Origin of the sequence: Actinokineospora guangxiensis (assembly GCF_042657845.1) — a bacterium.
GTDB classification, from domain to species: Bacteria; Actinomycetota; Actinomycetes; order Mycobacteriales; family Pseudonocardiaceae; genus Actinokineospora; species Actinokineospora guangxiensis.
In genome coordinates this window covers 93,854-119,655 of sequence record NZ_JBHSKF010000012.1, presented here as the reverse complement: position 1 = coordinate 119,655, position 25,802 = coordinate 93,854, and the positions used below count along the sequence as shown (strand labels likewise).

Annotated in this window: 23 protein-coding genes and 1 pseudogene; 16 read left to right on the top strand and 8 right to left on the bottom strand. The window is 72.8% G+C overall.

Annotated features, from left to right (window positions below; genetic code table 11):
- Positions 1-4 precede the first annotated feature (4 nt).
- A complete protein-coding gene (locus ACFPM7_RS21910) occupies positions 5-727 on the bottom strand; it encodes a (Fe-S)-binding protein (protein ID WP_378249565.1) in 723 nt (240 codons plus the stop codon).
- Positions 728-796: 69 nt separating this feature from the next.
- On the opposite strand from ACFPM7_RS21910, the gene ACFPM7_RS21905 reads away from it, so the two are divergent.
- Both ACFPM7_RS21905 and ACFPM7_RS21900 read left to right on the top strand, forming a co-directional pair.
- Positions 797-1,492, top strand: coding sequence for a FadR/GntR family transcriptional regulator (locus ACFPM7_RS21905; protein ID WP_378249564.1), 696 nt, complete (start codon positions 797-799; stop codon positions 1,490-1,492).
- A gap of 208 nt (positions 1,493-1,700) precedes the next feature.
- Positions 1,701-3,509, top strand: coding sequence for a hypothetical protein (locus tag ACFPM7_RS21900; protein WP_378249563.1), 1,809 nt, complete (start codon positions 1,701-1,703; stop codon positions 3,507-3,509).
- Positions 3,510-3,560: 51 nt separating this feature from the next.
- Here the strand turns inward: ACFPM7_RS21900 and ACFPM7_RS21895 are convergent.
- From ACFPM7_RS21895 to ACFPM7_RS21885, 3 genes and pseudogenes are all read right to left on the bottom strand, one after another.
- Positions 3,561-3,860, bottom strand: a pseudogene (locus ACFPM7_RS21895) (chorismate-binding protein); the annotation flags it as partial.
- Between the two features lie 25 nt (positions 3,861-3,885).
- The gene (locus tag ACFPM7_RS21890) at positions 3,886-4,983 is read right to left on the bottom strand and encodes a hypothetical protein (protein WP_378249562.1); all 1,098 of its coding nucleotides are present in this window, start codon (positions 4,981-4,983) and stop codon (positions 3,886-3,888) included.
- 23 nt (positions 4,984-5,006) lie between these two features.
- A complete protein-coding gene (locus ACFPM7_RS21885; protein ID WP_378249686.1) occupies positions 5,007-5,639 on the bottom strand; it encodes a GntR family transcriptional regulator in 633 nt (210 codons plus the stop codon).
- 96 nt (positions 5,640-5,735) lie between these two features.
- Between ACFPM7_RS21885 and ACFPM7_RS21880 the strand changes: the two genes are divergently transcribed.
- Complete coding sequence (locus ACFPM7_RS21880; RefSeq protein ID WP_378249561.1) at positions 5,736-6,626, top strand: dihydrodipicolinate synthase family protein; 891 nt, start codon at positions 5,736-5,738, stop codon at positions 6,624-6,626.
- Positions 6,623-8,347, top strand: a complete 1,725-nt coding sequence (gene araD, locus ACFPM7_RS21875) for an L-arabinonate dehydratase (protein WP_378249560.1) — start codon at positions 6,623-6,625, stop codon at positions 8,345-8,347. The genes ACFPM7_RS21880 and araD overlap by 4 nt, the downstream gene beginning before the upstream one ends.
- A 164-nt stretch (positions 8,348-8,511) precedes the next feature.
- On the opposite strand, the gene ACFPM7_RS21870 is transcribed toward araD, so the two are convergent.
- Together ACFPM7_RS21870 and ACFPM7_RS21865 are read right to left on the bottom strand one after the other, a co-directional pair.
- Positions 8,512-9,324, bottom strand: a complete 813-nt coding sequence (locus tag ACFPM7_RS21870) for a DUF6807 domain-containing protein (protein WP_378249559.1) — start codon at positions 9,322-9,324, stop codon at positions 8,512-8,514.
- On the bottom strand, positions 9,309-10,451 hold the full coding sequence (locus ACFPM7_RS21865; protein ID WP_378249558.1) for a Gfo/Idh/MocA family protein: 1,143 nt from the start codon (positions 10,449-10,451) through the stop codon (positions 9,309-9,311). Before ACFPM7_RS21865 ends, ACFPM7_RS21870 begins: the two co-directional genes overlap by 16 nt.
- A gap of 166 nt (positions 10,452-10,617) precedes the next feature.
- Between ACFPM7_RS21865 and ACFPM7_RS21860 the strand changes: the two genes are divergently transcribed.
- From ACFPM7_RS21860 to ACFPM7_RS21825, 8 genes are all read left to right on the top strand, one after another.
- The gene (locus ACFPM7_RS21860; protein WP_378249557.1) at positions 10,618-11,574 is read left to right on the top strand and encodes a carbohydrate ABC transporter permease; all 957 of its coding nucleotides are present in this window, start codon (positions 10,618-10,620) and stop codon (positions 11,572-11,574) included.
- Positions 11,561-12,445 (top strand): carbohydrate ABC transporter permease, encoded by an 885-nt coding sequence (locus tag ACFPM7_RS21855; RefSeq protein WP_378249556.1) that lies wholly within the window; start codon positions 11,561-11,563, stop codon positions 12,443-12,445. The genes ACFPM7_RS21860 and ACFPM7_RS21855 overlap by 14 nt, the downstream gene beginning before the upstream one ends.
- 46 nt (positions 12,446-12,491) lie before the next feature.
- On the top strand, positions 12,492-13,775 hold the full coding sequence (locus tag ACFPM7_RS21850; RefSeq protein ID WP_378249555.1) for an ABC transporter substrate-binding protein: 1,284 nt from the start codon (positions 12,492-12,494) through the stop codon (positions 13,773-13,775).
- Complete coding sequence (locus ACFPM7_RS21845) at positions 13,772-15,076, top strand: Gfo/Idh/MocA family protein (RefSeq protein ID WP_378249554.1); 1,305 nt, start codon at positions 13,772-13,774, stop codon at positions 15,074-15,076. The genes ACFPM7_RS21850 and ACFPM7_RS21845 overlap by 4 nt, the downstream gene beginning before the upstream one ends.
- A gap of 17 nt (positions 15,077-15,093) precedes the next feature.
- The gene (locus ACFPM7_RS21840) at positions 15,094-16,218 is read left to right on the top strand and encodes a Gfo/Idh/MocA family protein (protein WP_378249685.1); all 1,125 of its coding nucleotides are present in this window, start codon (positions 15,094-15,096) and stop codon (positions 16,216-16,218) included.
- Positions 16,218-17,252 (top strand): mandelate racemase/muconate lactonizing enzyme family protein, encoded by a 1,035-nt coding sequence (locus ACFPM7_RS21835; protein WP_378249553.1) that lies wholly within the window; start codon positions 16,218-16,220, stop codon positions 17,250-17,252. Before ACFPM7_RS21840 ends, ACFPM7_RS21835 begins: the two co-directional genes overlap by 1 nt.
- Before the next feature lie 56 nt (positions 17,253-17,308).
- Positions 17,309-18,343, top strand: a complete 1,035-nt coding sequence (locus tag ACFPM7_RS21830) for a LacI family DNA-binding transcriptional regulator (RefSeq protein WP_378249552.1) — start codon at positions 17,309-17,311, stop codon at positions 18,341-18,343.
- An 85-nt stretch (positions 18,344-18,428) separates the two neighbouring features.
- Positions 18,429-19,604, top strand: coding sequence for a DUF993 family protein (locus ACFPM7_RS21825; RefSeq protein WP_378249551.1), 1,176 nt, complete (start codon positions 18,429-18,431; stop codon positions 19,602-19,604).
- Positions 19,605-19,703: 99 nt separating this feature from the next.
- Here the strand turns inward: ACFPM7_RS21825 and ACFPM7_RS21820 are convergent, their stop codons facing one another.
- Both ACFPM7_RS21820 and ACFPM7_RS21815 read right to left on the bottom strand, forming a co-directional pair.
- Positions 19,704-20,534, bottom strand: a complete 831-nt coding sequence (locus tag ACFPM7_RS21820) for a sugar phosphate isomerase/epimerase family protein (protein WP_378249550.1) — start codon at positions 20,532-20,534, stop codon at positions 19,704-19,706.
- Between the two features lie 77 nt (positions 20,535-20,611).
- On the bottom strand, positions 20,612-21,634 hold the full coding sequence (locus ACFPM7_RS21815) for an AraC family transcriptional regulator (RefSeq protein ID WP_378249549.1): 1,023 nt from the start codon (positions 21,632-21,634) through the stop codon (positions 20,612-20,614).
- A 71-nt stretch (positions 21,635-21,705) separates the two neighbouring features.
- Here ACFPM7_RS21815 and ACFPM7_RS21810 point away from each other — a divergent pair, with 71 nt between their 5' ends.
- From ACFPM7_RS21810 to ACFPM7_RS21795, 4 genes are read left to right on the top strand one after another with little or no spacing between them, the layout of a single operon-like run.
- Complete coding sequence (locus ACFPM7_RS21810; protein ID WP_378249548.1) at positions 21,706-23,088, top strand: flavin-containing monooxygenase; 1,383 nt, start codon at positions 21,706-21,708, stop codon at positions 23,086-23,088.
- Complete coding sequence (locus ACFPM7_RS21805) at positions 23,088-24,725, top strand: GMC oxidoreductase (RefSeq protein ID WP_378249547.1); 1,638 nt, start codon at positions 23,088-23,090, stop codon at positions 24,723-24,725. The genes ACFPM7_RS21810 and ACFPM7_RS21805 overlap by 1 nt, the downstream gene beginning before the upstream one ends.
- Complete coding sequence (locus ACFPM7_RS21800; protein WP_378249546.1) at positions 24,722-25,225, top strand: acetoacetate decarboxylase family protein; 504 nt, start codon at positions 24,722-24,724, stop codon at positions 25,223-25,225. The genes ACFPM7_RS21805 and ACFPM7_RS21800 overlap by 4 nt, the downstream gene beginning before the upstream one ends.
- A gap of 56 nt (positions 25,226-25,281) precedes the next feature.
- Positions 25,282-25,773 carry a TspO/MBR family protein gene (locus ACFPM7_RS21795; protein ID WP_378249545.1) on the top strand — a complete coding sequence of 164 codons (492 nt, stop codon included), beginning with the start codon at positions 25,282-25,284 and terminating at the stop codon, positions 25,771-25,773.
- Positions 25,774-25,802: the final 29 nt, after the last annotated feature.

The following is a 25,802-nucleotide window of genomic DNA, read 5'->3' as shown; positions in this document are numbered from 1 at the left end:
AAGGTCACGTCGCCGCCAGGATCTCGGCCAGGTGGACGGTGCGCACCCCGCTGCGCAGCCGGGTGAGGCCGCCGCCGATGTGCATGAGGCAGGACGCGTCGCCCGCGGTCAGCACGCGCGCGCCGGTCGCGGTCACCGCGGCCATCTTGTCGCCGAGCATCGCGGTGGAGGTGTCGGCGTTCTTCAGCGCGAAGGTGCCGCCGAAGCCGCAGCAGACCTCCTGGTTGGGCAGCTCGACCAGATCAATGCCGCGCACCGCGCGCAGCAGGCGCAGCGGCCGGTCGCCGACCCCGAGGACGCGCAGCGAGTGGCACGTCGGGTGGTAGGTGACGCGGTGCGGGAAGCGCGCGCCGACGTCCTCGACGCCGAGCACGTCCACGAGGAACTCCGAGAGCTCGTAGGTCTTGGCGGCCACCGCGCGCGCCGCCGCCTCGACCCCGGGGGCGTGCTCGCGCGCGACGGCGGCGTGCTGGTGGCGGATCGAGCCCGCGCACGAGCCGGACGGGGTCACCACGACCTCGGCGTCGGCGAAGGCGGCGGCGTGGTTGGCCACCAGCGGCGCGGCCTGCTCGGGGTAGCCGGTGTTGATGTGCATCTGCCCGCAGCAGGTCTGGCGCTCGGGGAAGACGACCTCGTGGCCGAGCCGCTCCAGCAGCGCGACGGTCGCCTTGCCGACATCCGGGAAGAGCCCGTCGACCAGGCAGGTGACGAACAGCGCGACTCTCACGGCCCGCAGTCTAGACTGTTGTGGTCTGACCACACCAGCTCTGTGGTCTGACCACATGGGAGGTCGAGAGTGGGCGGGTACGCGGCCGTGCTGCGGCACGTGGAGGCCGAGCTGGCCTCGGGCAGGCTCGCGGTGGGGGAGCAGCTGCCCGCCGAGCGCAAGCTGGCCGAGGGCCTCGGCGTCAGCCGCCCGACGGTCCGCGAGGCGATCCGGGTCCTGCAGGCGCTGGGGGTGGTGCGCAGCGGCGTGGGCTCGGGGCCGGAGGCCGGGACGACGGTCATCGCCGATCCGGCAGGCGGCATCGGCGCGGCCCTGCGCCTGCACCTGGCCACCCGCCGCCTGCCGATGGCCGACCTCGTCGGCACCCGAACCATGATCGAGAGCGCGTCGGTCCGCGCCGCCGCCCGCACCCCGGGGCACCCCGACCTCGACGTCGCCGCCGAGCTGCTGGCGGGCATGGACGCCCCGGGCATTGACGCCGACACCTTCCACCAGCTCGACGCCGACTTCCACGTGGCGATCACCCGCGCCGCGGGCAACGTCGTCAACGCCGCGATCATGACCGCCCTGCGCGACGCGATCCACCACGCCGTGCTCGATGCCGTCGCCGCCCTGCCCGACTGGGACCGCACGGCCGCGCGCCTGCGCCGGGAGCACCGGGCGATCCTGCGCGCGGTCAGGTCCGGCGACGGCGAGCGCGCCGCCGCCCTGGTCACCCGGCACGTGGAGGGCTTCCACCGAGAGTGGGCCAAGCACGCCGGGTAGGTCTGGACCTTGTCGCGCCGGGGTCGCTCGGAGTACAAATAGCCGCCGGCGTCGCACGTTGTCGGCCGGGTGGGGAAGCGCTCACCCAGGTCCCCTGACCGCCATGTGGCGGGAAGCTCCGGAGAAAAGGCAGGTCAACAGGATGGGACAGCCGCCGAACATCCGTGGAAGCGGTATCACACGACGTGGCAGACTTTCCGTCTTAGCTGTGGCCGGGGTGCTCCTCGCCGCCATCGCGCCCGCCGCGGCGGCGCACCCCGACAAGCCGGGCACGCCCGGGGGAGGTGCCGTGGACCTGGGGCCGAACGTGCGGGTGTTCGACCCGAGCACGCCGGTGGAGGAGATCCAGGCGGTGCTCGACGCCACCCACGCCGAGCAGGTCGACGCCGAGATGGGGACCAAGCGCCAGGCGTTCCTGTTCAAGCCCGGCGTCTACGGCAGCGCCGAGAAGCCGCTGCAGATCAAGGTCGGCTACTACACCGAGGTCAGCGGCTTGGGCGCGCAGCCGACCGACGTCGTCATCCACGGCAAGGTCGAGGTCTACAACCGCTGCCTGACCGAGGGCGGCACGGCCAACTGCATCGCGCTGGTGAACTTCTGGCGGACGCTGTCGAACCTCACCATCGACATCGACGCCGCGGGCCAGGACGAGTGCCGGGCCTCGGCCAACTTCTGGGCCGTGTCGCAGGCGGTCTCGCTGCGCAGGCTCGACATCACCGGCGGCACGCTGTCGCTGATGGACTACTGCACCGCGGGCCCGCAGTATGCCAGCGGCGGGTTCATCGCCGACTCGCGGCTGCCGCAGGTCACCAACGGCTCGCAGCAGCAGTGGCTGACCCGCAACAGCGAGGTCGCGGGCTGGTCGAACGGCGTGTGGAACCAGGTCTTCGCGGGTGTTGAGGGAGCACCCGACGACGCCGGGTTCCCGACCCCGCCGTACACCACGCTCGACACCACCCCGCTGAGCCGGGAGAAGCCGTACCTCTACGTCGACTCGGCGGGCAAGTACCAGGTCCGGGTGCCGACCGCGCGCCGCGACACCCGCGGCGTCTCCTGGGCCGACGGCCTGACCCCGGGCCGCACGATCCCGCTGCGCGACTTCTTCGTGGCCACGCCGCGCTCCTCGGTCAAGGACATCAACCGGGCGCTGGCGCAGGGCAAGAACCTGCTGCTGACCCCGGGCGTCTACGACATCTCGCGGACCATCGAGGTCAAGCGCGCCAACTCCGTTGTGCTCGGCATCGGCCACGCCACCCTGACCGCCGTCAACGGCGCGGTGCCCATGGAGGTCGCCGACGCGCCCGGCATCATCATCGCCGGGGTCACCATCGACGCGGGCACCCGGCTCTCGCCGGTCCTGCTGCGGGTGGGCAAGAAGCACGGGCACGGCCACGCCTCGCCGGACAACCCGACGACGCTGTCCGATGTGTACTTCCGCATCGGCGGCCCGCACATCGGCAAGACGCGCACCGCGCTGGAGGTCAACAGCGACCACGTGCTCATCGACCACACCTGGGTCTGGCGCGCCGACCACGGCGTCGAGGGCTTCACCGACACCCAGCGCTGGCGGATCAACACCGGCATCAACGGCGTGATCGTCAACGGCGACCACGTCACCGCCACCGGCCTGTTCGTCGAGCACTTCCAGGAGTACAACACCATCTGGAACGGCGAGCACGGGCGCACGGTGCTCTACCAGAACGAACTGCCCTACGACCCGCCCACGCAGGCCGACTGGATGAACGGCAGGACCCAGGGCTGGGCGGGCTACAAGGTCTCCGACCGGGTGCGCCACCACACGCTGCACGGCGGCGGGGTGTACGTGTTCAACCAGAACAACCCGGAGATCCACACCGAGAACGGCTTCGAGGTCCCGCGCCGCCCCGGCGTGCGGCTGCACCACATCATGACGGTGAACCTCAGCGCCGGGACGATCGACCACGTCGTCAACGGGGTGGGCGAAGCGGCGGACATGACCAAGGTCGGTCAGCCGGTGTACATCACCGAGTACCCGTGAGCACCCGGGGTGGCGTCCGCCCGGCGGGCGCCACCCCGCGCCTGCGGGCGGCAGGTGCCACATCGTCGGGGTGCCGATGACCACCGGCTCGGCGGGCACGTCCAGTTCCACGCAGAAGCGGCCCAGCACCTCGGCGACCTGGGCGGTGACGTGCGCGTGCTCGGCGCTGTCCTTCGCCGAGGCCGGCAGCGCCGCCACCCGCCTGCGGTTCTCGGCGTCGTCCGAGCAGCGGGGAAACGCCCCGGCCATCGGGTTGGCGAGCACCATCGCGCCACGGCGGGAGACCAGCAGCTCAGGACTCGCGCCGACGAGGGTGCGCGGCGCGGGGTCGCCGGGGGCGCTGACGTCCAGCTCACAGTCGACCCGCCGGGCTGCGTCAGGGAGCGGTCAGGCGATCGAGGGGCGCGCGCCACAGGGCGGCCCGCGGCTCGTCCTCGCCGCCGGCGAGATAGAGCGCGCCCGCGTGGGTCGCCAGGGCGAAGGGGCGGCCGGTCGGGCCGGAAACCGCGTGCGCGGTCCACGCGCCCGCGCGCCAGACGGCCACCTTCGGACCGGAGGCCAAGCCGACCGCGACGCCGCCGTCGAGCAGCGCGGGGGAGGCGACCTCCTCCCGGTCGCCGATCGGCGTCGGGGGCAGACCGGTCAGGCGGGTCCAGCGCTCGCCGTCGAAGCGCCAGGCGGCGACCGAGCCGTCGACCCGGCCGGTGATCGCGCAGAACTCGTCGTCGCAGGCGATGGCGTCGGCGGTGGCGTTGGACCCCGCGTCGGGCAGGGGGGTCTTGGTCCAGTCGGTGACGCCGGACGCCGAGCGCCAGACGACCGGGACCTGCTTGCCCGCCGCGATCTGCCAGCCCGCGATCACCACGCCGCCGCCGTGCGCGGCCGCCGACATCGGGAACCCGATCTCCTCGCGGCTGCTCTCCAGCGCCGTGCCCGCCGAGGACCGGCGGGTGGCGGTGTGCTCGGCATCGATCGTCCACACCGCCACGTCCAGCGCGGTGTCCCCGCTCTCCCACGCCCCGACCACGACCGGACCGCCAGGCGTGGCCACGCCCTCGACCAGATCGCCCGCCCCGTACCCGCCGAAGGTGCTGAAGCCCTGCTTGCGCTCGGTCAGCCCGGAGGTCGAGCCCGTCCACACGCTCCACCGCACGTTCCCGTGCGCGCCGCCGCGCTCCCCGCCGACCGCGACGACGGCCGAGCCGTCACCGGACACCGACGCCCACTTCGCCACCGCGCCATAGGGGGTGGACGAGGTCAGCGGCACCTGCGTGGCCGCCGCGCCCGCGGTGATGCCGAACAGCCCCGGCCCGTCGTCCAGCGCGACCCCGACCAGCAAGGTCTCCCCGCTCGTCCCCAACGCCGACGGCACCCCGGCGGGCAGGTCGACCCGCTCGAACGCCACCCCCGCCGGGGTGTCGTCGCCGCACCCGGCGAGGGACGCCACCAGGACCACCGCCAGCAGAACCCGCATGATGGCCAGTATGTCCCAGGCGGTCAGCCCAGCGCCGCCAGCAGCCGGTCAAGGAAGCCGGTGATGTGCTTGCCCAGCAGCTCGGCGGCGCGGTCGGCGCGGCCCGCCTTCGCCGCGCGCAGGATGGCGGTGTGCTCGCGCTGCTCCCGCTTGGCGCTCGGCGCGGCCTCCCAGCCGGTCACGGTGATCAGGGCGGCCAGGTCGCGGACGTCGTCCAGGGTCTTGGTGAGCAGCGGGTTGCCGCAGCCGCGGTAAAGCGCGCAGTGGAACTCGCGGTTGAGCATGCTCAGCTCGGCGCGGTCGCCGCGGGCCAGGGCCGCGTCCGCCTCGGTGAGCGCGGCCTCGGCGTCGGCCAGGTGGGGACCGCCCGCGAGCACGGCGCGGCGCACCGCCTCGGGCTCCAGCAGCGCCCGGATGTCGTAGACGTGGCGGGCCATCTCGGCGTCCACCACGCTCACCTTCGCGCCCTTGTAGAGCCCGAAGGTGACCAGCCCCGAGCCGGAGAGCAGCTTCAGCGCCTCGCGCACCGGCGTCTTCGACACCCCGAGCCGCTGCGCCAGCTCCATCTCCACCAGCGGCTGCCCCGGGGCCAGCTCCCTGGTCAGGATCGCCCGCCGGATCGCTTCCAGGACGGCGTCGGTGCGCGACGCGGGCATGCTCACCTGGCTCAGCACCGCAGGCCTCCTCACTTGACCCTGGAAACGCTCTCAGCACATCATATATGAGACGCGATACGCGAGAAGGGTTGGTCCATGGAGCAGCTGGCGGACGAGTTGGCGGGGGTCGTGGCCATCCCGGTCACCCCCTTCGGGGCCGATGGCGGGGTGGACACCGCCGGGCTGCAGCGCGTCCTGCGCCGCATCGTGGACGGCGGCGTCCGCGTCGTCACCCCCAACGGCAACACCGGCGAGTACTACGCGCTGACCTCGGAGGAGACGCGCCTGGCCGTGGACGTCACCGCCGACACCGTCGGCGCGGAGGCGACCATCGTCGCCGGAGTCGGCGGACCGGTTCCCTCGGCGGTCCAAGCCGCTCGGTACGCGCTTTCCCAGGGCGCCAAGGTGATCATGGTTCACCAGCCAGTGCACCCCTACGTCTCGGCGGAGGGCTGGATCGAGTACCACCGCGCCATCGCCACCGCCGTCCCCGAACTGGCGGTGATGCTCTACGTCCGCAACCCGCGCATCACCGGCACCGCCATCGCCCGGCTGCGCGAACTCGCCCCGAACGTCCTCGGCGTCAAGTACGCCGTCGCCGACCCGGTGCGCTTCGGCACCGTCGCCCGCGAGGCCGGTCCCGGTCCGGTGTGGATCGCCGGCCTGGCCGAGTCCGCCGCGCCCGGCTACTTCGCCCTGGGCGCCACCGGGTTCACCTCGGGCCTGGTGAACATCGCCCCGGAGATCTCGGTGCGCCTGCTGGGCGCGCTGCGCGAGCACGGCGACGTCGTGGGCATCTGGCGCTCGATCCAGCTGTTCGAGCAGCTGCGCGCCGCGGGTGAGTCGGAGAACAATGTCAGCGTGGTCAAGGAAGCACTGGCGCAGATCGGCGTGTGCCGCCGCGACGTGCGCCCGCCCAGCTCACCGGTCGACGCCCGCACCCGCGAGCTGATCGGCGAGGTGCTGGTCGAGTGGGGCCTGGCGTGAAGCGCCCCGAGGACCTGCGCAGCCACCGCTGGTTCGGCGGCGACGAGGTGCGCGACTTCAGCCACCGCGCCCGCGCCCGCCAGCTCGGCCTCAACGCCGAGGAGCACCTCGGCAAGCCCGTCATCGCGATCCTGAACACCTGGAGCGGCATCAACCCCTGCCACATGCACCTGCGCGAGCGCGCCGAGCAGGTCTCGCGCGGGGTGTGGCAGGCGGGCGGGTTCCCGGTCGAGTTCCCCGTGGCGACGCTGTCGGAGACCTACCAGAAGCCGACCCCGATGCTCTACCGCAACCTGCTCGCCATGGAGACCGAGGAGGTGCTGCGCTCCTACCCGGTCGACGGCGCGGTCCTCATGGGCGGCTGCGACAAGTCCACCCCCGCCCTGGTGATGGGCGCGGCCAGCGCCGACGTGCCCGCCGTCTTCGTGCCCGCGGGGCCCATGCTGCGCGGCCACTGGCGCGACCAGGTCCTCGGCAGCGGCACCGACATGTGGAAGTACTGGGACGACCGGCGGGCCGGGCTCATCGGGGACGCGGAGATGTCCGAGATCGAAGCGGGCCTGGCCCGCTCACCCGGCACCTGCATGACCATGGGCACCGCCTCCACCATGACCTCGGCCGTCGAGGCGATGGGCCTGAGCCTGCCCGGCTCCGCCGCGATCCCGGCCGTCGACTCGGCCCACCACCGGATGGCCGCGGCGAGCGGGCGGCGCGTGGTGGACATGGTCTGGGAAGACCTCAAGCCCTCGCACATCCTCACCGCCGACGCCTTCGCCGACGCCATCACCACCGTGCTCGCGTTGGGCGGCTCGACCAACTCCGTCATCCACCTGATCGCGATGGCGGGGCGGGTGGGGGTGAAGGTCGGCCTGGACGACTTCGACCGCATCGCCAGGAGGGTTCCGGTGCTGGCCGACGTCCGGCCCGGCGGGGAGCACCTGATGGAGGACTTCTACTACGCGGGCGGGGTTCCCGGGCTGCTGTCGCGGCTGGTGGAGCTGGACCTGCTCGCCTGTGACCGGGTCGTCGCCACCGGGCGCACGCTGCGGGAGGAGCTGGCGGGGGCGCGGGTGCACAACGACGCGGTGATCCGGCCGGTGTCCTCGCCGCTGGCGGCTGAGGGCGGGCTGGCGGTGCTGCGGGGGAATCTCGCTCCTGGTGGTGCGGTCATCAAGCACATCGCGGCTGAGGCGCATCTGCTCACGCACACCGGGCCCGCTGTGGTGTTCGACGGGTACGCGGATCTGAAGAAGCGGATCAACGATCCTTCGTTGGGGGTCACGAAGGAGTCGGTGCTGGTGTTGCGGGGGGTGGGGCCGCTGGGGGGACCGGGGATGCCGGAGTACGGGATGCTGCCGATTCCGGATCGGCTGCTCGCTGAGGGGGTTCGGGACATGGTTCGGGTGTCGGACTCGCGGATGAGTGGGACGAGTTACGGGGCTTGTGTGCTGCACGTGGCGCCGGAGTCGTTTGTCGGGGGGCCGTTGGCGCTGGTCCGGACGGGGGATCTGATCCGGCTGGATGTTCCGGCGCGGGAGCTGGTGCTGGAGGTGGGGGAGGAGGAGTTGCAGCGGCGGCGGGCGGAGTGGGTCGCGCCTGAGCCGAGGTACGAGCGTGGGTATGGGGCGTTGTACGCGGCGCACATCACGCAGGCTGATGAGGGGTGCGACTTCGACTTTCTCGCTCGGCCGGGGGTGAATCCGGAGCCTGATCCTCGGTGATCGAGCTGTCCACAGGTCGTTGGTTGGTGGTGCGGTGGCCTGTGGTGGCTGGATAGCCTGGCGGCGGGGGGCCGGATACTTCGGCTGGTTCCGGGCCGGCTGTCGTGGGTCGTCGTGTCGGGTGGTCGGACACTCTGTGTGGGTGTCGGTGTCGTCCGCGGGGCTTAGCTTGCGAGCAGCCTTTCCACCCGCTCCGGCTCGGTGTGGCCGTCGAGGACCACTGCGGTGAAGCGGCGGGTCAGGCCCGACGGGGTGACGGTGGCGGGGGCAATGGAGGAGCCGATGCCGGGGTAGCCCTCCTGGCGGACGAACCACCGGTCGGCCGCCGTCTCGTCGTCCGTGCCGCGCAGGGCGATCGTGAACGGGTGGGTGCCGTCGTCGCCGTGGTAGGCGATCCAGGGGGCCGGGGAGCCGTGGACGGCGTGTTCGCCGCGGGCGTCGGGGGTGAAGACGGTGGCCTCGGATGCGGGGCGGGGCAGGCGCCAGAAGAAGCCGCCGTAGCCCGCTGCCTCGCGGCCGTTGGTCTCTGGGCTGCCCAGGGCGACCGGGGCGGGGGACTGCAGGGTGAAGGTGAAGGTGAAGCGGTAGCCGTCATCGGCCGGTTCGGCGCGCACGGTGCGGTGTTCGGTGACGATGGCCGTGCCGTCGGGGCCGAGCCAGTCCAGGTCGTGGTCCAGGACGGTGTCGGACAGTTCGCGCCAGGTGGTGTGGATCATCGAGCCGTGGTCGTCGCGCCATTCGTAGCCGGTGCCTCGGACGTAGGTGCGGCCGCCCCAGAGGTTGGCGCCGCCGACGTCCTGCACGGCCACGCCGACGCCCAGGTGCCAGCGGTGGTCCTCGGGGGCGATGTCGGTGACCTTGGCGCCGCCGAGGGTGGTCAGCTCCAGGTGGGGGCGCGGCGCCAGGGTCGCGGGCAGGCCCTCGCCGGAGTGGTAGCGGCCGACGGGGGTTCCGGCGACGGTCAGGGTTGCGAGCACGTCCACTCCAGTCCGAGTTCGGAGAACAGCAGCAGTTCGTCGGCGCAGCGGCGCACGGCGTCGTCGACGCCGGGCAGGACGTGGCGCAGGGTGTCGCCGGAGCCGACGGGGCGCGCGGCGACGACGGCGGGTTCGGGGGCCAGTCGCACGGCCTCGAGGACCTCGGTGAACGCGCCGGTCTCCTCGGCGGGGGCGATGAGGCGGTGCTCGGCCGAGCGGGCCCTGGCGACCAGGTCGCCCAGCAGGCCGGTCTCCGGGAACTCCGTCGTCTCGTCGCGCTCGGCCGTGCGCAGCCGGATGCGGCTCTCCTTGTAGTGGAAGGTGATGGCGCCCCGCTCGCCGTGCACGACGAGGTACGGGGACGCCACCTGCTCGGCGCACAGCGTCACCGCGGCCACGATGGTCGCGCCGTTCTTCGTCCGCAGGCGAACCGCCGAGGTGTCGTCGGACTCGATCGCGTTGGCCCGGTACAGCTCGACCTCGATGTCGCCGACCTCGCCGACGCGGGTGGAGCCGTCGATGGCCAGCGCCGTGGCCAGCGAGTGCGCGAACGGGTTGGTCAGCGCGCCGTCGACCACCGCGACGCCGTCCAAGACCCGCCTGCCCGACCAGGTCGTCCGGGAGAAGTAGCTCGCGTCGCGCTGCCAGGCGCCGGCGATGCCGATGCCGCGGACCGGGCCGATGGCGTCGGCGGCGATGAGGTCGCGGACCGCGGCCACGGCGGCCGAGCCCAGGCTCTGGAAGCCGACCTGGCAGGCCAGGCCCGTCTCCTCCACGGCGGCGACGAGCCTGCCGAAGTCCGCCAGGGTCGAGGCGGGCGGCTTCTCCAGCAGCACGTGCGAGCCCGAGCGCAGGGCGGCGACGCCCAGGTCGACGTGGGTGTGCAGGGGGGTGGCGATGACGGTGACCCGCGGCCGCGCGCCGGGCGGCGGCAGGTCGCCGAGGGCGGCGTGGTGCGGCACGCCTGCGAGGACCTCGGCCAAGTCGCCACCAGGGGGCCGGGGGTCGCAGACGGCGACCAGCCGCACCTCCGGGTCGACGGCCGCGAGATCGAGGATGGCGCGCAGCTGGTGGCGGCCGAACCCGTGCACCCCGACAAGGACCACTTCCACCGCAGAACCCTTCACGTCATCCTCCGCTGGATCGCAGGCCCGCCGACGATAGCGCGTCCCCAGGCGGTGAGAAAGCGCTATCTCCACTGGGGAACCGGTCTCCGGCGAAGTCTTGACGCGGTAGGCCTTGAGCAGCTAGAAAGCGCTTACTGGGAGCGTGACCACGACGAGGTGAGGCCAAGTGCCAGTGCTGACATCGGCGAGAGCCCCCGTCCGCGAGCCCGCGCCGCCCGCGGGCCAGGGCAGGCGGTACCGCCGCGAGATGGGCCAGGGGAAAGCCGCGTACCTGTTCCTCGCGCCGTGGTTCCTCGGCCTGCTGCTGATCACCATCGGCCCGATCGCCGCGTCGGCGTACCTCTCGTTCACCGACTACAGCCTGATCGGCGCGCCGGAGTGGATCGGCTGGGACAACTTCACGCGGATGGCCGACGACGCGCGGTTCTGGTCGGCGCTGGGCGTCACGTTCACCTACGTCTTCGTCTCCGTGCCGCTGCAGCTGGTGTTCGCGCTGGCCCTGGCGCTGGTGCTGGACAAGGGCGTGCGGGGACTGTCGCTCTACCGCTCGGCGTACTACCTGCCGTCGCTGCTGGGCGGCAGCGTGGCGGTCGCGATCCTCTGGCGGCAGGTGTTCGGCACGAACGGCCTGATCAACAGCCTGTTGACCTCGCTCGGGTTCACCGACCTGCCGGGCTGGGTGTCCACCCCGGACTTCGCGCTCGGCACGCTGATCGTGCTCAACGTCTGGACCTTCGGCGCCCCGATGGTCATTTTCCTGGCCGGGCTGCGCCAGATCCCCCGGATGTACTACGAGGCCGCCGAGGTCGACGGGGCGAGCAAGCTGCGCCAGTTCCGCCACGTCACGCTGCCGCTGCTGAGCCCCATCATCTTCTTCAACCTGGTGCTGCAGATCATCGGCGCGTTCCAGACGTTCACGCAGTCGTTCATCGTGAGCGCGGGCACCGGCGGGCCCGCCGACTCGACCCTGTTCTACACGCTCTACCTCTACCAGCGCGGGTTCGGGAACTTCGACATGGGCTACGCCTCCGCGCTGGCGTGGGTGCTGCTCATCATCGTCGCCGTGCTCACCGGCCTGAACTTCCTGGCCTCGAAGAAGTGGGTGTTCTATGGCGACAGCTGAGCTGACCGAGCGCCCCGGCACCCGGGTCGCCAAGGGCAGGCCGCGGCGGGTCAAGCGCAGGCCGCTGACCCACATCGGGCTGATCGCGTTCGGGTTCGCGATGCTCTACCCGCTCATCTGGATGCTCTCCAGCTCGTTCAAGCAGACCGCGGACATCTTCACCGAGCCCGGCCTGATCCCGTCGAACCCGACGCTGGAGAACTACTCCGACGGCTGGAACGCCCTTGGCGAGCCGTTCAGCACCTACCTGATCAACAGCGGCATCGTGGTGCTCGGCTCGATCATCGGCAATCTGGTCGCCTGCTCGCTGGCGGCGTACGCGTTCGCCCGGCTGGAGTTCAAGTTCAAGAAGGTCTGGTTCGCGGTGATGCTCGGCAGCATGATGCTGCCGATCCACGTGGTGATCGTCCCGCAGTACATCATGTTCGCCCAGGTCGACATGATCAACACGTTCTGGCCGCTGCTGCTGCCCAAGCTGCTGGCCACCGACGGGTTCTTCGTCTTCCTGATGGTCCAGTTCATCCGCGGCCTGCCGCGCGACCTGGACGAGGCGGCGCGCATCGACGGCTGCGGGCACTGGGGCATCTTCTTCCGGATCATCATGCCGCTGTGCGTGCCCGCGCTGGCCACCACCGCGATCTTCACCTTCATCTGGACCTGGAACGACTTCTTCAGCCAGTTGATCTTCCTGACCGACCCGGAGATGTACACCGTCCCGGTCGCCCTGCGGACCTTCGTCGACGCGACGAGCCAGACCCCGTGGGGCCCGGTCTTCGCCATGTCGATGGTCGCCCTCGGGCCGATCTTCGGGTTCTTCCTCGCCGGGCAGCGCTACCTCGTGCGCGGGATCGCCACGACCGGACTCAAGTAGCGGGGACCAGCAGCCGGGGGACCGTTCAAACAGAAGGAGAATGACAGTGCGACACCCGAGACTGGCGTTGTTGGCCGCCGCTTTGGTGGCCATCACCGCCGCGGGCTGCGGCTCCGACAGCGGCGAAGCGGGCGACGGCGGTCCGGTCACCCTGCGGTTCCTCTGGTGGGGCAGCGACGCCCGCCACAAGATGACCCAGCAGATGATCGACGCCTTCGAGGCCGAGCACCCGAACATCAAGGTCGAGGGCGAGTTCACCGGCTGGGGTGACTACTGGGACAAGCTCGCCACCAGCGTGGCGGGCGGCAACGCGCCGGACGTCATCCAGCAGGAGTCCCGCTACGTCCGCGAGTACGCCGACCGCAAGGCCCTGCTCGACCTCTCCCAGCACAGCTCCGTGCTGAAGATGGACAAGCTCGACCCCGCCGTCGCCCAGACCGGCACCATCGACGGCAAGACCTACGCGGTCCCCACCGGCGTCAACGCCTACACCGTCGTCGCCAACCCCGCCCTGTTCCAGAAGGCGGGCGTCGAGGTGCCCGACGACACGACCTGGACCTGGGACGAGTACCTGCAGACCGCGGCCAAGGTCAGCAAGTCCGGCCAGAAGGACCTCTACGGCCTGCAGAACTTCGGCTTCAACGACGCGGGCCTGGAGATCTACGCCCGCCAGCGCGGCGAGTCGCTGTTCAACGCCGAGGGCGCCATCGGCGTCTCCGACAAGACGCTGACCGAGTGGTTCACCATGGTCCTGAAGTCCCGCGACCTGGGCAGCGAGCCGCAGCCGTCGCTGACCGTGGAGATCCAGGCGGGCGGCATCGACCAGTCGCTCATGGCGACCGGCCGCGGCGCCACCGGCGTGTGGTGGACCAACGAGGTGCCCACCCTGAGCAACGCCGCGGGTGTCGAGCTGGAGCTGCTGCGCTTCCCCGGCGAGTCCGAGGCCAAGCCGGGCATGTACCTCAAGCCCGCCATGTTCCTCTCGGCCTCGGCGCGCACCGAGCACCCCGAGGCGGCGGCCACCTTCATCGACTGGATGATCAACAGCCCGAAGGCCGCGGAGATCCAGCTCAGCGACCGCGGTCTGCCGATCAACCTCGACAACCGCAAGGGCGTCTTCGACAAGCTCAAGCCCGCCGACCAGATCTCCGGCAAGTTCCTTGAGGAGATCACGCCGAACCTGCAGCCGCCGCCGGTGCTGCCGCCCATGGGCGCCGGAGAGGTGCAGTCGGTCATGCAGCAGCTCAACGAGCAGCTCCTGTTCAACCGCATCACCGTCGCCGACGCCGTCAAGGAGTACCGCAGCCAGACCGAGGCGGCGCTGAAGTGAGCCGTCGCCGCTACGCGTTCGTCGGCACAGGACACCGGGCGCAGATGTACTTCGACAGCCTGCTCGGAGCGCACAACGCCGTAGGCGTTCCGGTGGCCTTGTGCGACACGAACCCGACCCGCGTGGAGTACTACCAGCGGCTCTTCACGGCCGCGGGTGGGTCAGGTCCGCTGCCGGTCTACCCGGCGGAGCGCTACGCGGCGATGCTGCGCGAGACGCGGCCCGACGCGGTGGTGGTCACCTCGGTGGACGCCACCCACGCCGACTACGCCGTCCACGCCCTGGACAACGGCGTCGGCGCGATCGTGGAGAAGCCGCTGACCACCGACGCGGAGGGCTGCGCGCGCATCAGCGAGGCCGCGCGCCGCTCCTCCGCGCCGCTGGTGGTCACCTTCAACTACCGCTACTCCCCGCGCAACAGCGCGGTGAAGCGGCTGCTGAGCGAGGGCGCCATCGGCCGGGTGACGGCCGTGCACTTCGAGTGGGTGCTCGACACCGTGCACGGCGCGGACTACTTCCGCCGCTGGCACCGCGAGAAGGCCAACTCCGGCGGACTGTTCGTGCACAAGGCCAGCCACCACTTCGACCTGGTCAACTGGTGGTTGGACGACACCGCCGACGTGGTCACCGCGCACGGCGGCCTGCGGTTCTACGGGGACGCCGAGCCGCCCGCCGAGCGCGCGCCGTTCGGCATGGACCTGGCGGCCGACCCCCGCCTGAACGCCCTCTACGGCGGAGCCGCGCGCGACGACGGCTACCACCGCGACCAGGACGTCTTCGGCCCCGGAGTCACCATCGAGGACACGATGGCCGCGCTGGTGCGCTACCGGCGCGGCGCCGTGCTGACCTACTCGCTGGTCGCCTACGCGCCGTGGGAGGGATACCGCGTCTCCATCACCGGCACCGGGGGCAGGCTGGAGCTGGAGGTGGTGGAGCGGTCGAGCGTGCCCGCCGGGGACGCCTCGGAACTGGTCAGGTGGAAGGCGGTCGACCCGAGCGCGGTGGACGACGGCAACGCCGACCAGGTCAGGGCGTCCGGCACCACGCTGCTGGTGCAGCGGCACTGGAGCGCCGCGGAGGAGGTCGCGCTGCCCGATGCGGGCCCCGGTCACGGCGGCGGCGACCGGCTCCTGCTCGACGACCTGTTTCAGCCGGGCGCGCGGGCCGACCCGCTCGGCCGGGCCGCGGGCTGGCTGGACGGCGTGCGCGCCGTGCTGGTCGGCGCGGCGGCGAACGAGTCCATGGCACGCGGCGGCGAACCCGTCCGCGTGCAGTTGCCCGGGGTGGAGGAGGCGGCGTGACCGAGCTGCGCGTGATCATGAACGGCGTGACCGGACGGATGGGGTACCGGCAGCACCTGCTGCGGTCGATCCTGGCGATCCGCGACGACGGCGGGATTCCGATGCCGGACGGGGACCGGCTGGTGCCGGTGCCGATCCTGGTCGGCCGTGACACCGCCAAGGTGTCGGCCATCGCCGCCCGCCACGACATCGCGTCCTGGACCACCGACCTGGACACCGCGCTGTCGGACGACACCGCCGAGGTGTACTTCGACGCGCAGATCACCTCCGTGCGGGAGAAGTCGGTGCTGGCGGCCATCGCCGCGGGCAAGCACATCTACGTCGAGAAGCCCACCGCCGACACCCTCGACGGGGCGCTGGCGCTGGCCAGGGCTGCGGCGGCGGCCGGGGTGCGCAGCGGGGTCGTGCACGACAAGCTGTTCCTGCCCGGCCTGCTCAAGCTCGGCAGGCTGATCGAGGGCGGGTTCTTCGGCAGGGTGCTCTCGGTGCGCGGCGACTTCGGGTACTGGGTGTTCGAGGGCGACTGGCAGCCCGCCCAGCGGCCCAGCTGGAACTACAAGGCCGAGGAAGGCGGCGGCATCGTCGTCGACATGTTCGCCCATTGGTCCTATGTGCTCGGTGAGCTGTTCGGGGCGGTCGAGGCCGTCACCGCGCGCGCCGTCACCCACATCCCGCATCGCTGGGACGAGAAGGGCGAGGCCTACGAGGCCACCGCGGACGACGCCGCGTACGCCATCTTCGAGCTGGCGGGCGGCGTGATCGCCCAGTTCAACTCCTCGTGGTGCACCAGGGTCGACCGGGAGGAGCTGCTGCGCATCCAGGTCGACGGCACGCACGGCAGCGCCGTGGCCGGGCTGACCGGCTGCAAGGTCCAGCACCGCTCGGCCACGCCGAAGCCCACCTGGAACCCGGACGTGCCCAACGGCGAGGACTTCCGCGAGCAGTGGGCCGAGGTTCCGGACAACCAGCCCGCGGGCAACGGCTTCCGGGCCCAGTGGGAGCGGTTCCTGCGCGAGGTCCGCCTCGGCCAGGACCACCCGTTCGACTTCCTGGCGGGGGCGCGCGGCGTGCAGCTGGCCAACCTCGGTCTGGAGTCCTCGGCGCGCGGCGCCCGGCTGACCGTCCCGGAGCTGGTGCTCTGATGGGCGGCCCGGTCATCGCGGACCTGCGCACGACGCCCCTGCGGGCGCCGCTGCGCAGGCCGTGGGGACCGGACGTCACGAGCCTGCGCGTTGTCGCCGCCACCATCGCCGACAGCGCGGGCGGCAGCGGCGTCGGCTTCAGCTGGACGCCGTCGGCGGGCGCGTCCGCCGTGCGGGCCCTGCTGGAGACCGACGTCCGCGCCGCCGTCTCGGGCCTGCCCGCCGAGCCGGAGCCGGTGTGGGACCGGATGCGGGCGGCGCTGGCCGACGCGGGCGCGGGCGGGGTGACCACCATGGCGATGGCCGCCGTTGACATCGCACTGTGGGACCTGCGCGCGCGCCGCGCCGCGCTGCCGCTGGTCGAGCTGATCGGGCGGCGCCGCACTGCCGTCCCGGTCTACGGCAGCGGCGTGAACCTGCACTGCCCGGTGGACGAACTGGTCGAGCAGGTGCGGCGGCAGGTCGACGCCGGGTACGCGGGTGTGAAGATCAAGGTCGGGCCCGGCGTGCCGCTGATGATCGATGCCAACCAGCGCTGGGACCTGCCCGCCGCGCTGCGTGCCGTGCGCGCGCTGGCGGCCTACGAGCCGCACTGGATCGAGGAACCGCTTCCCGCCGACGACCTGCGCGCCCACGCCGCGCTGCGGGCGCGCTGCGCGGTCCCGGTCGCCATCGGCGAGAACCTGCACACCGCGGCCCGCTTCGCCGAGGCGATCCGGGTGGGCGCCTGCGACATCGTGCAGCCGAACGTGGTCCGCGTCGGCGGCATCACGCCGTTCCGCGCGATCGCCGCCCTGGCCTCGGCGGCCGGTGTCGGCTTCGCCCCGCACCTGCTGCTCGACCTCGTCGGGCAGCTCGCCATGACCCTGCCGCAGGACACCTGGGTGGAGGACGTCGAGGACGCCGACTTCGCCGCGCTGGGCCTGCTCGCCGCCCCCAGCGGCGTGCGGGTGGCCGACGGGGTGCTCACCGCCCACACCGGACCGGGGCACGGCCTTCGGTTCCGCGAACCGAACCCGGAGGACGACGCGTGACAGTTCAGCCGACTGGCCTCCCGCCGCCGAGCAGGCCGTCATCTAGAGTTATGGCCATGGCGGGAAGATCGCACGTCACGCTGGAGGACGTGGCACGGACGGCGCAAGTCTCACTCGCCACCGCGTCCCGGGCGCTCAACGGCGCGGCCAGCGTCGGGCAGGAGCTGCGGGCCAGGGTGCTCGCGGCCGCCGAGGAGCTGGCCTACGCGCCGAACGTGCACGCGCGCGTGCTCGCCGGCTCGGCGCAGCCGACGGTCGGCGTCATCTGCCACGACGTGAGCGACCCTTACTTCGCCACCATCGCGCGCGGTGTCATGCGCGTCGCCGGGCAGAACGACCTGCTGGTCATGCTGGCCAGCACGTTCCGCGACCCGGCGAAGGAGATCGCCTACGTCTCGATGCTGCGCGCCCAGCGCGCCTCGGCGATCCTCCTCATCGGATCGGCGTTCGAGGACCGCGCCTGGGAGCGCGCCCTGGCCGCCGAGATCGAGCCCTACCAGCGCGCGGGCGGGCAGGTCGCCGTCGTCAGCAGGCACCGGGGTCTGCGCGTGGACAGCGTGCAGCCGGACAACCGCGCGGGCGCGGCGGCGCTGGGGCGGGCGCTGCTGGCGCTGGGCCACCGCCGCTTCGCCGTGCTCGCCGGCCCGCGCGACCTGACCACGGTGGTCGACCGCATCGACGGCTTCCGCGACGCGCTGGCCGACGCCGGGGTGGCGCTGGCCGAAGCCGACGTGGTCGAGGCGGGCTTCACCCGCGACGGCGGGCACGAGGCGATGCGCGAGCTGCTGGCCAGGAAGTCCGGCGCCACGTGCGTGTTCGCGGTGACCGACGTGATGGCCATAGGAGCCATGACGGCGGCCCGCTCCGCGGGTGTGCGGGTGCCGGATGACATGTCGCTGGCCGGGTTCGACGACATCTCCGTCGTCCGCGACCTCACCCCGGCGCTGACCACCGTGTCGCTGCCGCTGGAGGAGTTGGGCGAGCACGCGATGAACCTCGCCATCCGCGCCGACCGCGGCAAGCGCAGCCGGGTCGTCCGGGTGAACGGCGAGGTCGTGCTCCGCGCCAGCACCGCCGCCCCCCGGCACTGACCCGTCCCCGCTCGCACAGGCCCGAACCGGCCCAGCTGGTGCGTTCCGACGTGCGAGAAAGCGCTTCCAGCATTGGAGGAACACCATGCCGGCCCTGCTGCTGCCGCACCCCGACGGCACCGTCCGCCCGTGGGCGCCCACCGCACCTGACACCACCGCCGCAGGTCCCGCCCCCGCGGCGACCGCGGCCCGGTCCGGGGTGCGGACGGCCTACGCGGCCGTGCACGTCGTCGCCGACCCGCTCGCCGACGCCGACCCCGCTGACGTCGTCTCCGTCGACTGGGACGCCACCCTGGCCTTCCGCGAGCACATCTGGTCCTGCGGCCTCGGGGTGGCCGAGGCCATGGACACCGCGCAGCGCGGCATGGGCCTGGACTGGACCACCACCCGGGAGCTGATCCGCCGCACCGGCGAGCTGGCGCGGCCCACGGCGGCCCCGTGGTGCGCCGGGGTCGGCACCGACCACCTCCCGCCCGGCCCCGCTTCCCTGGACCAGGTCGTCTCCGGCTGGCTGCACCAGCTCGACGTCGTCGTGGAGGCGGGCGCGGTGCCGGTCGTCATGGCCAGCCGCGCGCTCGCGGCGGCGGCGGCGTCGCCCCAGGACTACCGCGACGCCTACGGCGCCCTGCTCTCCCGCTCACCGGTCCCGGTCCTGCTGCACTGGCTGGGCGAGCCGTTCGACCCCGCGCTGGCGGGCTACTGGGGCCACCGCGACCTCGGCACGGCGGCGGCCGAGCTGGCCGCCCTGTGCGCCGAGCACGCCGACAAGGTGGTCGGGGTGAAGGTGTCGGTGCTCGACGCGGACGTGGAGATCGCCTTCCGCCGCGCCCTGCCCGGCGGCGTCTCCTGCTACACCGGCGACGACTTCAACTACCCGGCGCTGATCGAGGGTGACGAGCAGGGCCACAGCGAGGCGCTGCTGGGCATCTTCGGCGCCATCGCCCCGGTCGCGGGCGCGGCCCTGGGCGCGCTGGCGGCCGGGGACCCGGCGGGCTACCGCAGGCTGATGGACCCGACCGTGGCGCTCTCCCGGGAGGTCTTCCGCGCACCCACCCGCCTGTACAAGGTGGGCGTGGTGTTCCTGGCCTACCTCGCCGGGCACCAGGAGCACTTCCGGATGGTGGGCGGGCTGGAGTCGGCGCGGTCGGTGGTGCACCTGTCGGAGCTGCTGCGGCTGGCCGACACCGCCGGGGCTCTGCCCGACCCCGACCTCGCCGTGGCCCGGATGCGGCCGATCCTGGCCGCGGCGGGCATCCGGTAACGGGTGTGGCGGCCCCCGGTGTCCTCAGTGGGCTCCGGGGGCTCCGGGGGCTCCTCCAGATGCTTCCTCTGCGGTGAAAGGGAAACAGGCCGCACCCGCTCAGAGGTGTGGGACGACCAGTTCGACGTGCCTGGCCGCCACCTCGGCCAGCACCTCCGCGCCCGGCCGGGCCCAGACGTCGGCGTTGAAGACCTCCACCTCGACGTCACCGGAGTAGCCCGCCGCGGCGACGGCGGCGGTGATCGGGCCGAAGTCGATGTGACCGTCGCCGGGCAGTCCCCGGCTGAGCAGCGAGTCCGCGGGCAGTGGGGTGATCCAGTCGCTGACCTGGTAGGACAGGATGCGCCGCCCGGCCCGCGCGATCTGCGCCAGGACGTCGGGGTCCCACCAGAGGTGGAAGGTGTCGACCACGACGCCGACCGTCTCGTCGTGCCGCTCGGCCATGTCGAGCGCCTGTCCCAGGGTGGAGACCGCGCCCCGGTCGGCGGCGAACATCGGGTGCATGGGCTCGATGGCCAGTTTCACGCCGCGCTCGCGCGCGGGCCCGACCAGCGCGGCGATGCCGTCCTCGATCAGGGCGCGCGCGCCCGCGATGTCGCGGCTGCCCTCGGGGAGCCCGCCGGGCACCAGGACCAGGACATCGGCGCCGAGGGCGGCGGCCTCGTCCAGGGCGGCGACGTTGTCGGCGTGGGTGTTGCCGCCGGTGAAGAAGCCGCCCCGGCACAGCGAGGACACGCGCAGGCCCGCGTCGGCGACCAGTGACGCGGCTGTGTCCAGCCCGACTTCGGCGACCGGCTCGCGCCAGAGGCCGATGGCGGGCACCCCGGCCGCCGCGCAGCCCGCGATCGCGTCGGCGAGCGGCCAATGCGCACAGGTCCGCTGGTTGAGCGAGAAGCGGGTGAGGGGGCGCGCTGGGGCGTCGGTCGTCATCGGGTCTCCCTGCTGGAAGCGCTCTCGGTAAGCGCTTTCTCAGCCTACGTGCGGGGGAGCGGGCACTGCAAGAAGGCTCAGAATCCGCGGGCGGCTGACGGCGTGGTGCCGTGCCAGCGGCGGTAGGCGTGGGTGAAGGCGGCGGGGTCGGAGTAGCCGAGGCGGGTGGCGACCTGGGCGATGGTGAGGGCGGGGTCGGCGAGGAGGCGGTGCGCCTGCGCCGAGCGGTGCTCGTCCAGCAGGGACTGGAAGGTGGTGTCCGCCTCGGCGAGGTGGCGGCGCAGGGTGCGCTCGCTGGTGGCCAGGGCGCGAGCGACCTCGGTCATGTCCTGGACACCGCGGGCCAGTTCGGCGCGGACGGCGGCGGCGATGCCGGTGCGGGCGCGGCGCGCGCGGGCCAGCGCGGTGAGGTGCGCCTCGGCGCCCGCGATGGTCTCCGGGCTGGCCAGGGGCAGCTCGCGGGCCAGCAGCGCCGGGTCGTAGGTCGCGGTCGGGATCGGGGCGCCGAAGGAGATGACGGCGTCCCCGCCCGGGTCGAAGGTGGCGTGCAGCTCGGAAAGCTCCTCGGGCGCGGGGTAGGGCAGCGACAGCGACCGCAGCGGTGCGGGGGAGCCCGCCAGCTCGCCGAGAACGGTGTGGATGGCGGCCAGGTCGCGGTCCACCAGGAAGCGGGTGACGTCGGCGGGCAGGTGCGTGGTGTCGAGGGTCAGACGGGCGCCGTCGGCGTCGATGGAGGCCGACGGGCTGGTGAAGGCGAAGGTGAGGTCCAGGTACCGCAAGGCGGTGTTGACCGCGTCCAGCATCGTGCGGCTGCTGAGGAACGCGTAGCCGAGCATGCCGAAGGTCGTGGCGTGGTAGCGGCGGCCGAGGGCCAGGCCCGCCGCCGGGAGCGCGGACACCAGGTTGCGCACGACGCGGAGCTCCTGGTGGGCCTCCACGCAGCCGTCCGGGGCGGAGAGGTCGCCGAGGGTGACGCCGGTGCCCGCCAGCAGGTGGGCGGGTCCGACGCCGTGGTCGGCGGCGAAGCGGACCAGGACGGCCACCCCTGCGACCGCGCGCGGGAAGTCCCAGTGGCGGGTGACCGGGTCGTCGAACGTCATGGCCGGAATTATCAAGCACGCGGCCGGGACTGTCCTGGCCGGCGGCGGCCCGGGTTCGTAGGTTCGACAGGGTGGAGCGGACACGGGTGGTGATCGTCGGAGCGGGCTTCGGCGGGATCGGGATGGCGCTGGCGCTGCTGCGGGCGGGCATCGAGGACTTCCTGGTGCTCGAACGCGCCGACGACGTCGGCGGGGTGTGGCGGGACAACACCTACCCGGGCGCGGCCTGCGACGTGCCGTCCTCGCTCTACTCGTACTCCTTCGCGCCCAACCGGACCTGGCCGCGGCGCTACGCCGGGCAGGCCGACATCCTCGACTACCTCAAGCGCACCGCCGCCCCGGTGATGGGCAGGGTCCGCACCCGCGCCGGGGTCACTGGCGCGGAGTACCGCGACGGTCGCTGGCAGGTGCGTACCGAGCGCGGCGTGGTCGTGGCCGACGTGCTCGTCTCGGCCGTCGGCCAGCTGTCCACCCCGGCGGTGCCTCGGCTGGCCGGGGCCGAGCGGTTCGCCGGGCCCGCGTTCCACAGCGCCCGCTGGCGCCACGACGTCGACCTGCGCGGCAAGCGGGTCGCCGTGGTCGGGACCGGGGCCAGCGCGGTGCAGTTCGTGCCGCACGTGCGGAAGCAGGCGCTCGGGCTGACGGTGTTCCAGCGGACCGCCGCGCACGTGGTGCCCAAGCCCGACACCGCCTTCCGACGCACCGCCACGCGCCGCGGCGGGCGGCTGGCCACCTGGCTGGTCGGCGAGGCGCTCTCCGCGGCGCTGGACTCCCGGCACGTCGGCGCGGTGGAGGCGCTGGCCGCCGCGCACCTGCGGCTGCGGGTGCGCGACCCCGTCCTGCGCGCCAAGCTCACCCCGCGGATCAGGGCGGGCTGCAAGCGGCTGCTGTTCTCCAACGACTGGTACCCGGCGCTGGCCAGCCCCAACACCGCCGTCGTCACGCAGCCGATCGCCGAGGTCACCGCGCACGGCGTGCGCACCTCCGACGGCGTGGAGCACCCCGCCGACGTCCTGGTCTACGGCACCGGCTTCGCCGCGACCGACTTCCTCACCTCGCTGCCGGTCGCCGGGCTCGCCGAGGCGTGGGCGGACGGCGCGCGGGCGCACCTGGGCATCACGGTGCCCGGGTTCCCGAACCTGTTCCTCGTCTACGGCCCCAACACCAACCTCGGCGGGAACTCGATCATCACCATGATCGAGGCGCAGTGCCGCTACATCGCCTCGGTGCTGCGCGCGACCCCGGCGGGCGCCCGCGTCGAGGTGCGCCGGGAGGTCGCCGAGGCCTTCGACGCCGAGATGCGGGTGCGCCTCGACCGCAGCGTGTGGGCCACCTGCGACAACTGGTACCGGCAGGGCGACGGCCGCATCACCACGAACTGGCCCGGCCTGGTGTGGGAGTACGCGCGGCGCGTCCGCAGACCCGACCCGCGCGACTTCCGGGTGGTGGCCTGATGGGCGGCTCCGCGACCGACTACGACGTCCTGGTGATCGGTTCCGGCTTCGGCGGCAGCGTGACGGCGCTGCGCCTGACGGAGAAGGGCTACCGGGTCGGCGTGCTGGAGGCGGGCCGCCGCTTCGCCGACGACGAGCTGCCGCGCACGTCCTGGCGGCTGCGCCGCTACCTCTACGCGCCGGTGCTCGGCTGCTTCGGCATCCAGCGCGTCGACCTGCTGCGCGATGTGCTGGTGCTCAGCGGCGCGGGCGTCGGCGGCGGGTCGCTGGTCTACGCGAACACCCTCTACGAGCCGCCGGAGGCCTTCTACCGCGACCGGCAGTGGGCGCACATCGCCGACTGGCGGACCGAGCTGGCCCCTTGGTACGACCAGGCCTCCCGGGTCCTCGGCGTCGCCGACAACCCGTTCACGGGCCCGGCCGACCTGGCGCTGCGCAGTGTCGCCGACGGCATGGGCGTGGGCTCGACCTTCCGCAGGACCCGAGTCGGCATCCACTTCGGCGAGCCGGGAGCGGACCCGTACTTCGGCGGCGCGGGCCCGGACCGGGCGGGCTGCACGTTCTGCGGCGAGTGCATGACCGGGTGCCGGCACAACGCGAAGAACACGCTGGTCAAGAACTACCTGTACCTGGCCGAACGGTCGGGCGCGACAGTGCGCCCGCTCACGACGGTCACCGACGTCCGCCCGCACGGCGACGGCTACCTGGTGCGCGCGCACCAGACGGGCAGGCGTCGGCGGACGTCGGTGTTCACCGCTCGCGAGGTCGTGTTCTCGGCCGCGTCGCTGGGCACGCAGAAGCTGCTGCACCGGCTGAGGGCGCGCTCGCTGCCGGCGATCTCGCCCCGGCTCGGGGCGCTGTGCCGGACCAACTCCGAGGCCATCATCGGCGTGCGGGTCCGCGCGGGCGCCGACTACTCCACGGGCGTGGCGATCACCTCGTCGTTGCACCCCGACGACCACACCCACATCGAGCCCGTGCGCTACGGCAGGGGCAGCAACCTGATGGGCCTGCTGATGACGGCCCTGGTCGACGGCGGCCCCCGGCGGCTGCGCCGTGGCCTGCGCGAGCTGGCCCGCACCTGGCGCGACCTGCCGTGGCTGCATTCCCCGCGCGGCTGGTCCGAGCGCACCATCGCCCTGCTGGTCATGCAGAGCCTCGACAACTCCCTCACCACCCGCCCCGGGCGCTTCGGCCTCACCAGCCGCCAAGGCGACGGGGATCCGAACCCCACCTGGATTCCCGCGGGCCACGAGGTCGCCCGCAGGCTCGCCGCCGAGGTGGGCGGCGAGCCGCGCGGCGCGTGGCCGGACCTGGTCGACATCCCGCTCACCGGGCACCTCATCGGCGGCTGCGTCATCGGGGACTCGCCGCTGACCGGCGTCGTGGACCCGTACCACCGGCTCTTCGGGTACCGGGGCCTGCACGTGGTCGACGGCTCGGCCATCCCGGCCAACCTGGGGGTGAACCCGGCGCTGACGATCACCGCCCTGGCCGAGCGCGCGATGTCGATGTGGCCCAACAAGGGCGCGGCCGACCCGCGCCCGGAGCCCGGGTCGCCCTACCGGCCGGTCGCGGCGGTGGCGCCCGCCGCACCCGCCGTTCCCACCGGAGCGCCGGGGGAGTGGCGGTCGTGACCTACCCACCGGAGCCGTGGTCGCTGCGCGGCGAGGCCGTGCTGTCGTTCTGGATCGTCGACGGCGGACTGCTCTGCACGGCGTTCGTGGACTACCAGCCCGGAGGGGTGATGGCCTACCACGAGCTGCTGGTCGCCCGGCCCGCGCGGTTCGGGGTCACGATCACGCAGATCTGGGTGGACAGCGAGGCCTCCCGCGACGGCGGCCGGGAGCTGTGGGCGATCCCGAAGGAGATGGCGTCCTTCGACGGGGCCCACTCGGCGCGGGGCATCGCTTCGGCGGAGTTCTCGTGGCCCAGGCGGGGCCTGCGGGTGCCCGCGCGGGCGAGGACCCGGCAGGGGGAGGTGGTGGCGAAGCTGGCGGCGTCGGGGAAGGTGGCGCCGGTTCGGGTGGGGTGGGCCTTCGACCCCGGCGGCCCGCTGGCGCGGCTGCGGGGACGTCGGCCGGTGGTGAGCCTGGCCGTGCGGGAGCTGGCCATGCGGTTCGGACCCAGGGCCTGAGCGGGCGGGCGGGGTTCTGTCGGGCGGCGCCGCGCGCGGGCGTTTACCGTGTGGGCATGGCTTCCATCGCGTCCAGGCCGAAGGTGAATCCCGTACTCGGGCTGGTGGTGTTCGTCGCCGCCGTCGCGGTCGTGGCGGTGCTCGGGTCGCTGGCGTCGATGTCGGCGAAGACGGAGTACCAGGCGCTGGAGTTGCCCGCGTTCGCGCCGCCGCCGTGGCTGTTCGGTCCGGTATGGACCGTGCTGTACGTGATGATCGCGGTGTCGGGGTGGTTGGTGTGGCGCCGGTACGGGGTGGCGGGGGCGAAGGCGGAGCTGGGGCTCTACGCCGTGCAGTTGGTGCTGAACGGGCTGTGGACGCCGTTGTTCTTCGCCGCCGACCTCTACACGATCGCGTTGGTGGACATTCTCCTGCTGCTCGGGGTCATCGGGGTGCTGATCGCCCGCTTCTGGCGCAAGGACAAGGCGGCGGCGTGGCTGCTGGTGCCGTACCTGGTGTGGGTGGGGTATGCCACGGCGTTGAACGCGGCGATCGTGGTGCTGAACTGACAGCGGTGGTGGGGCCCATGCCAGGACCC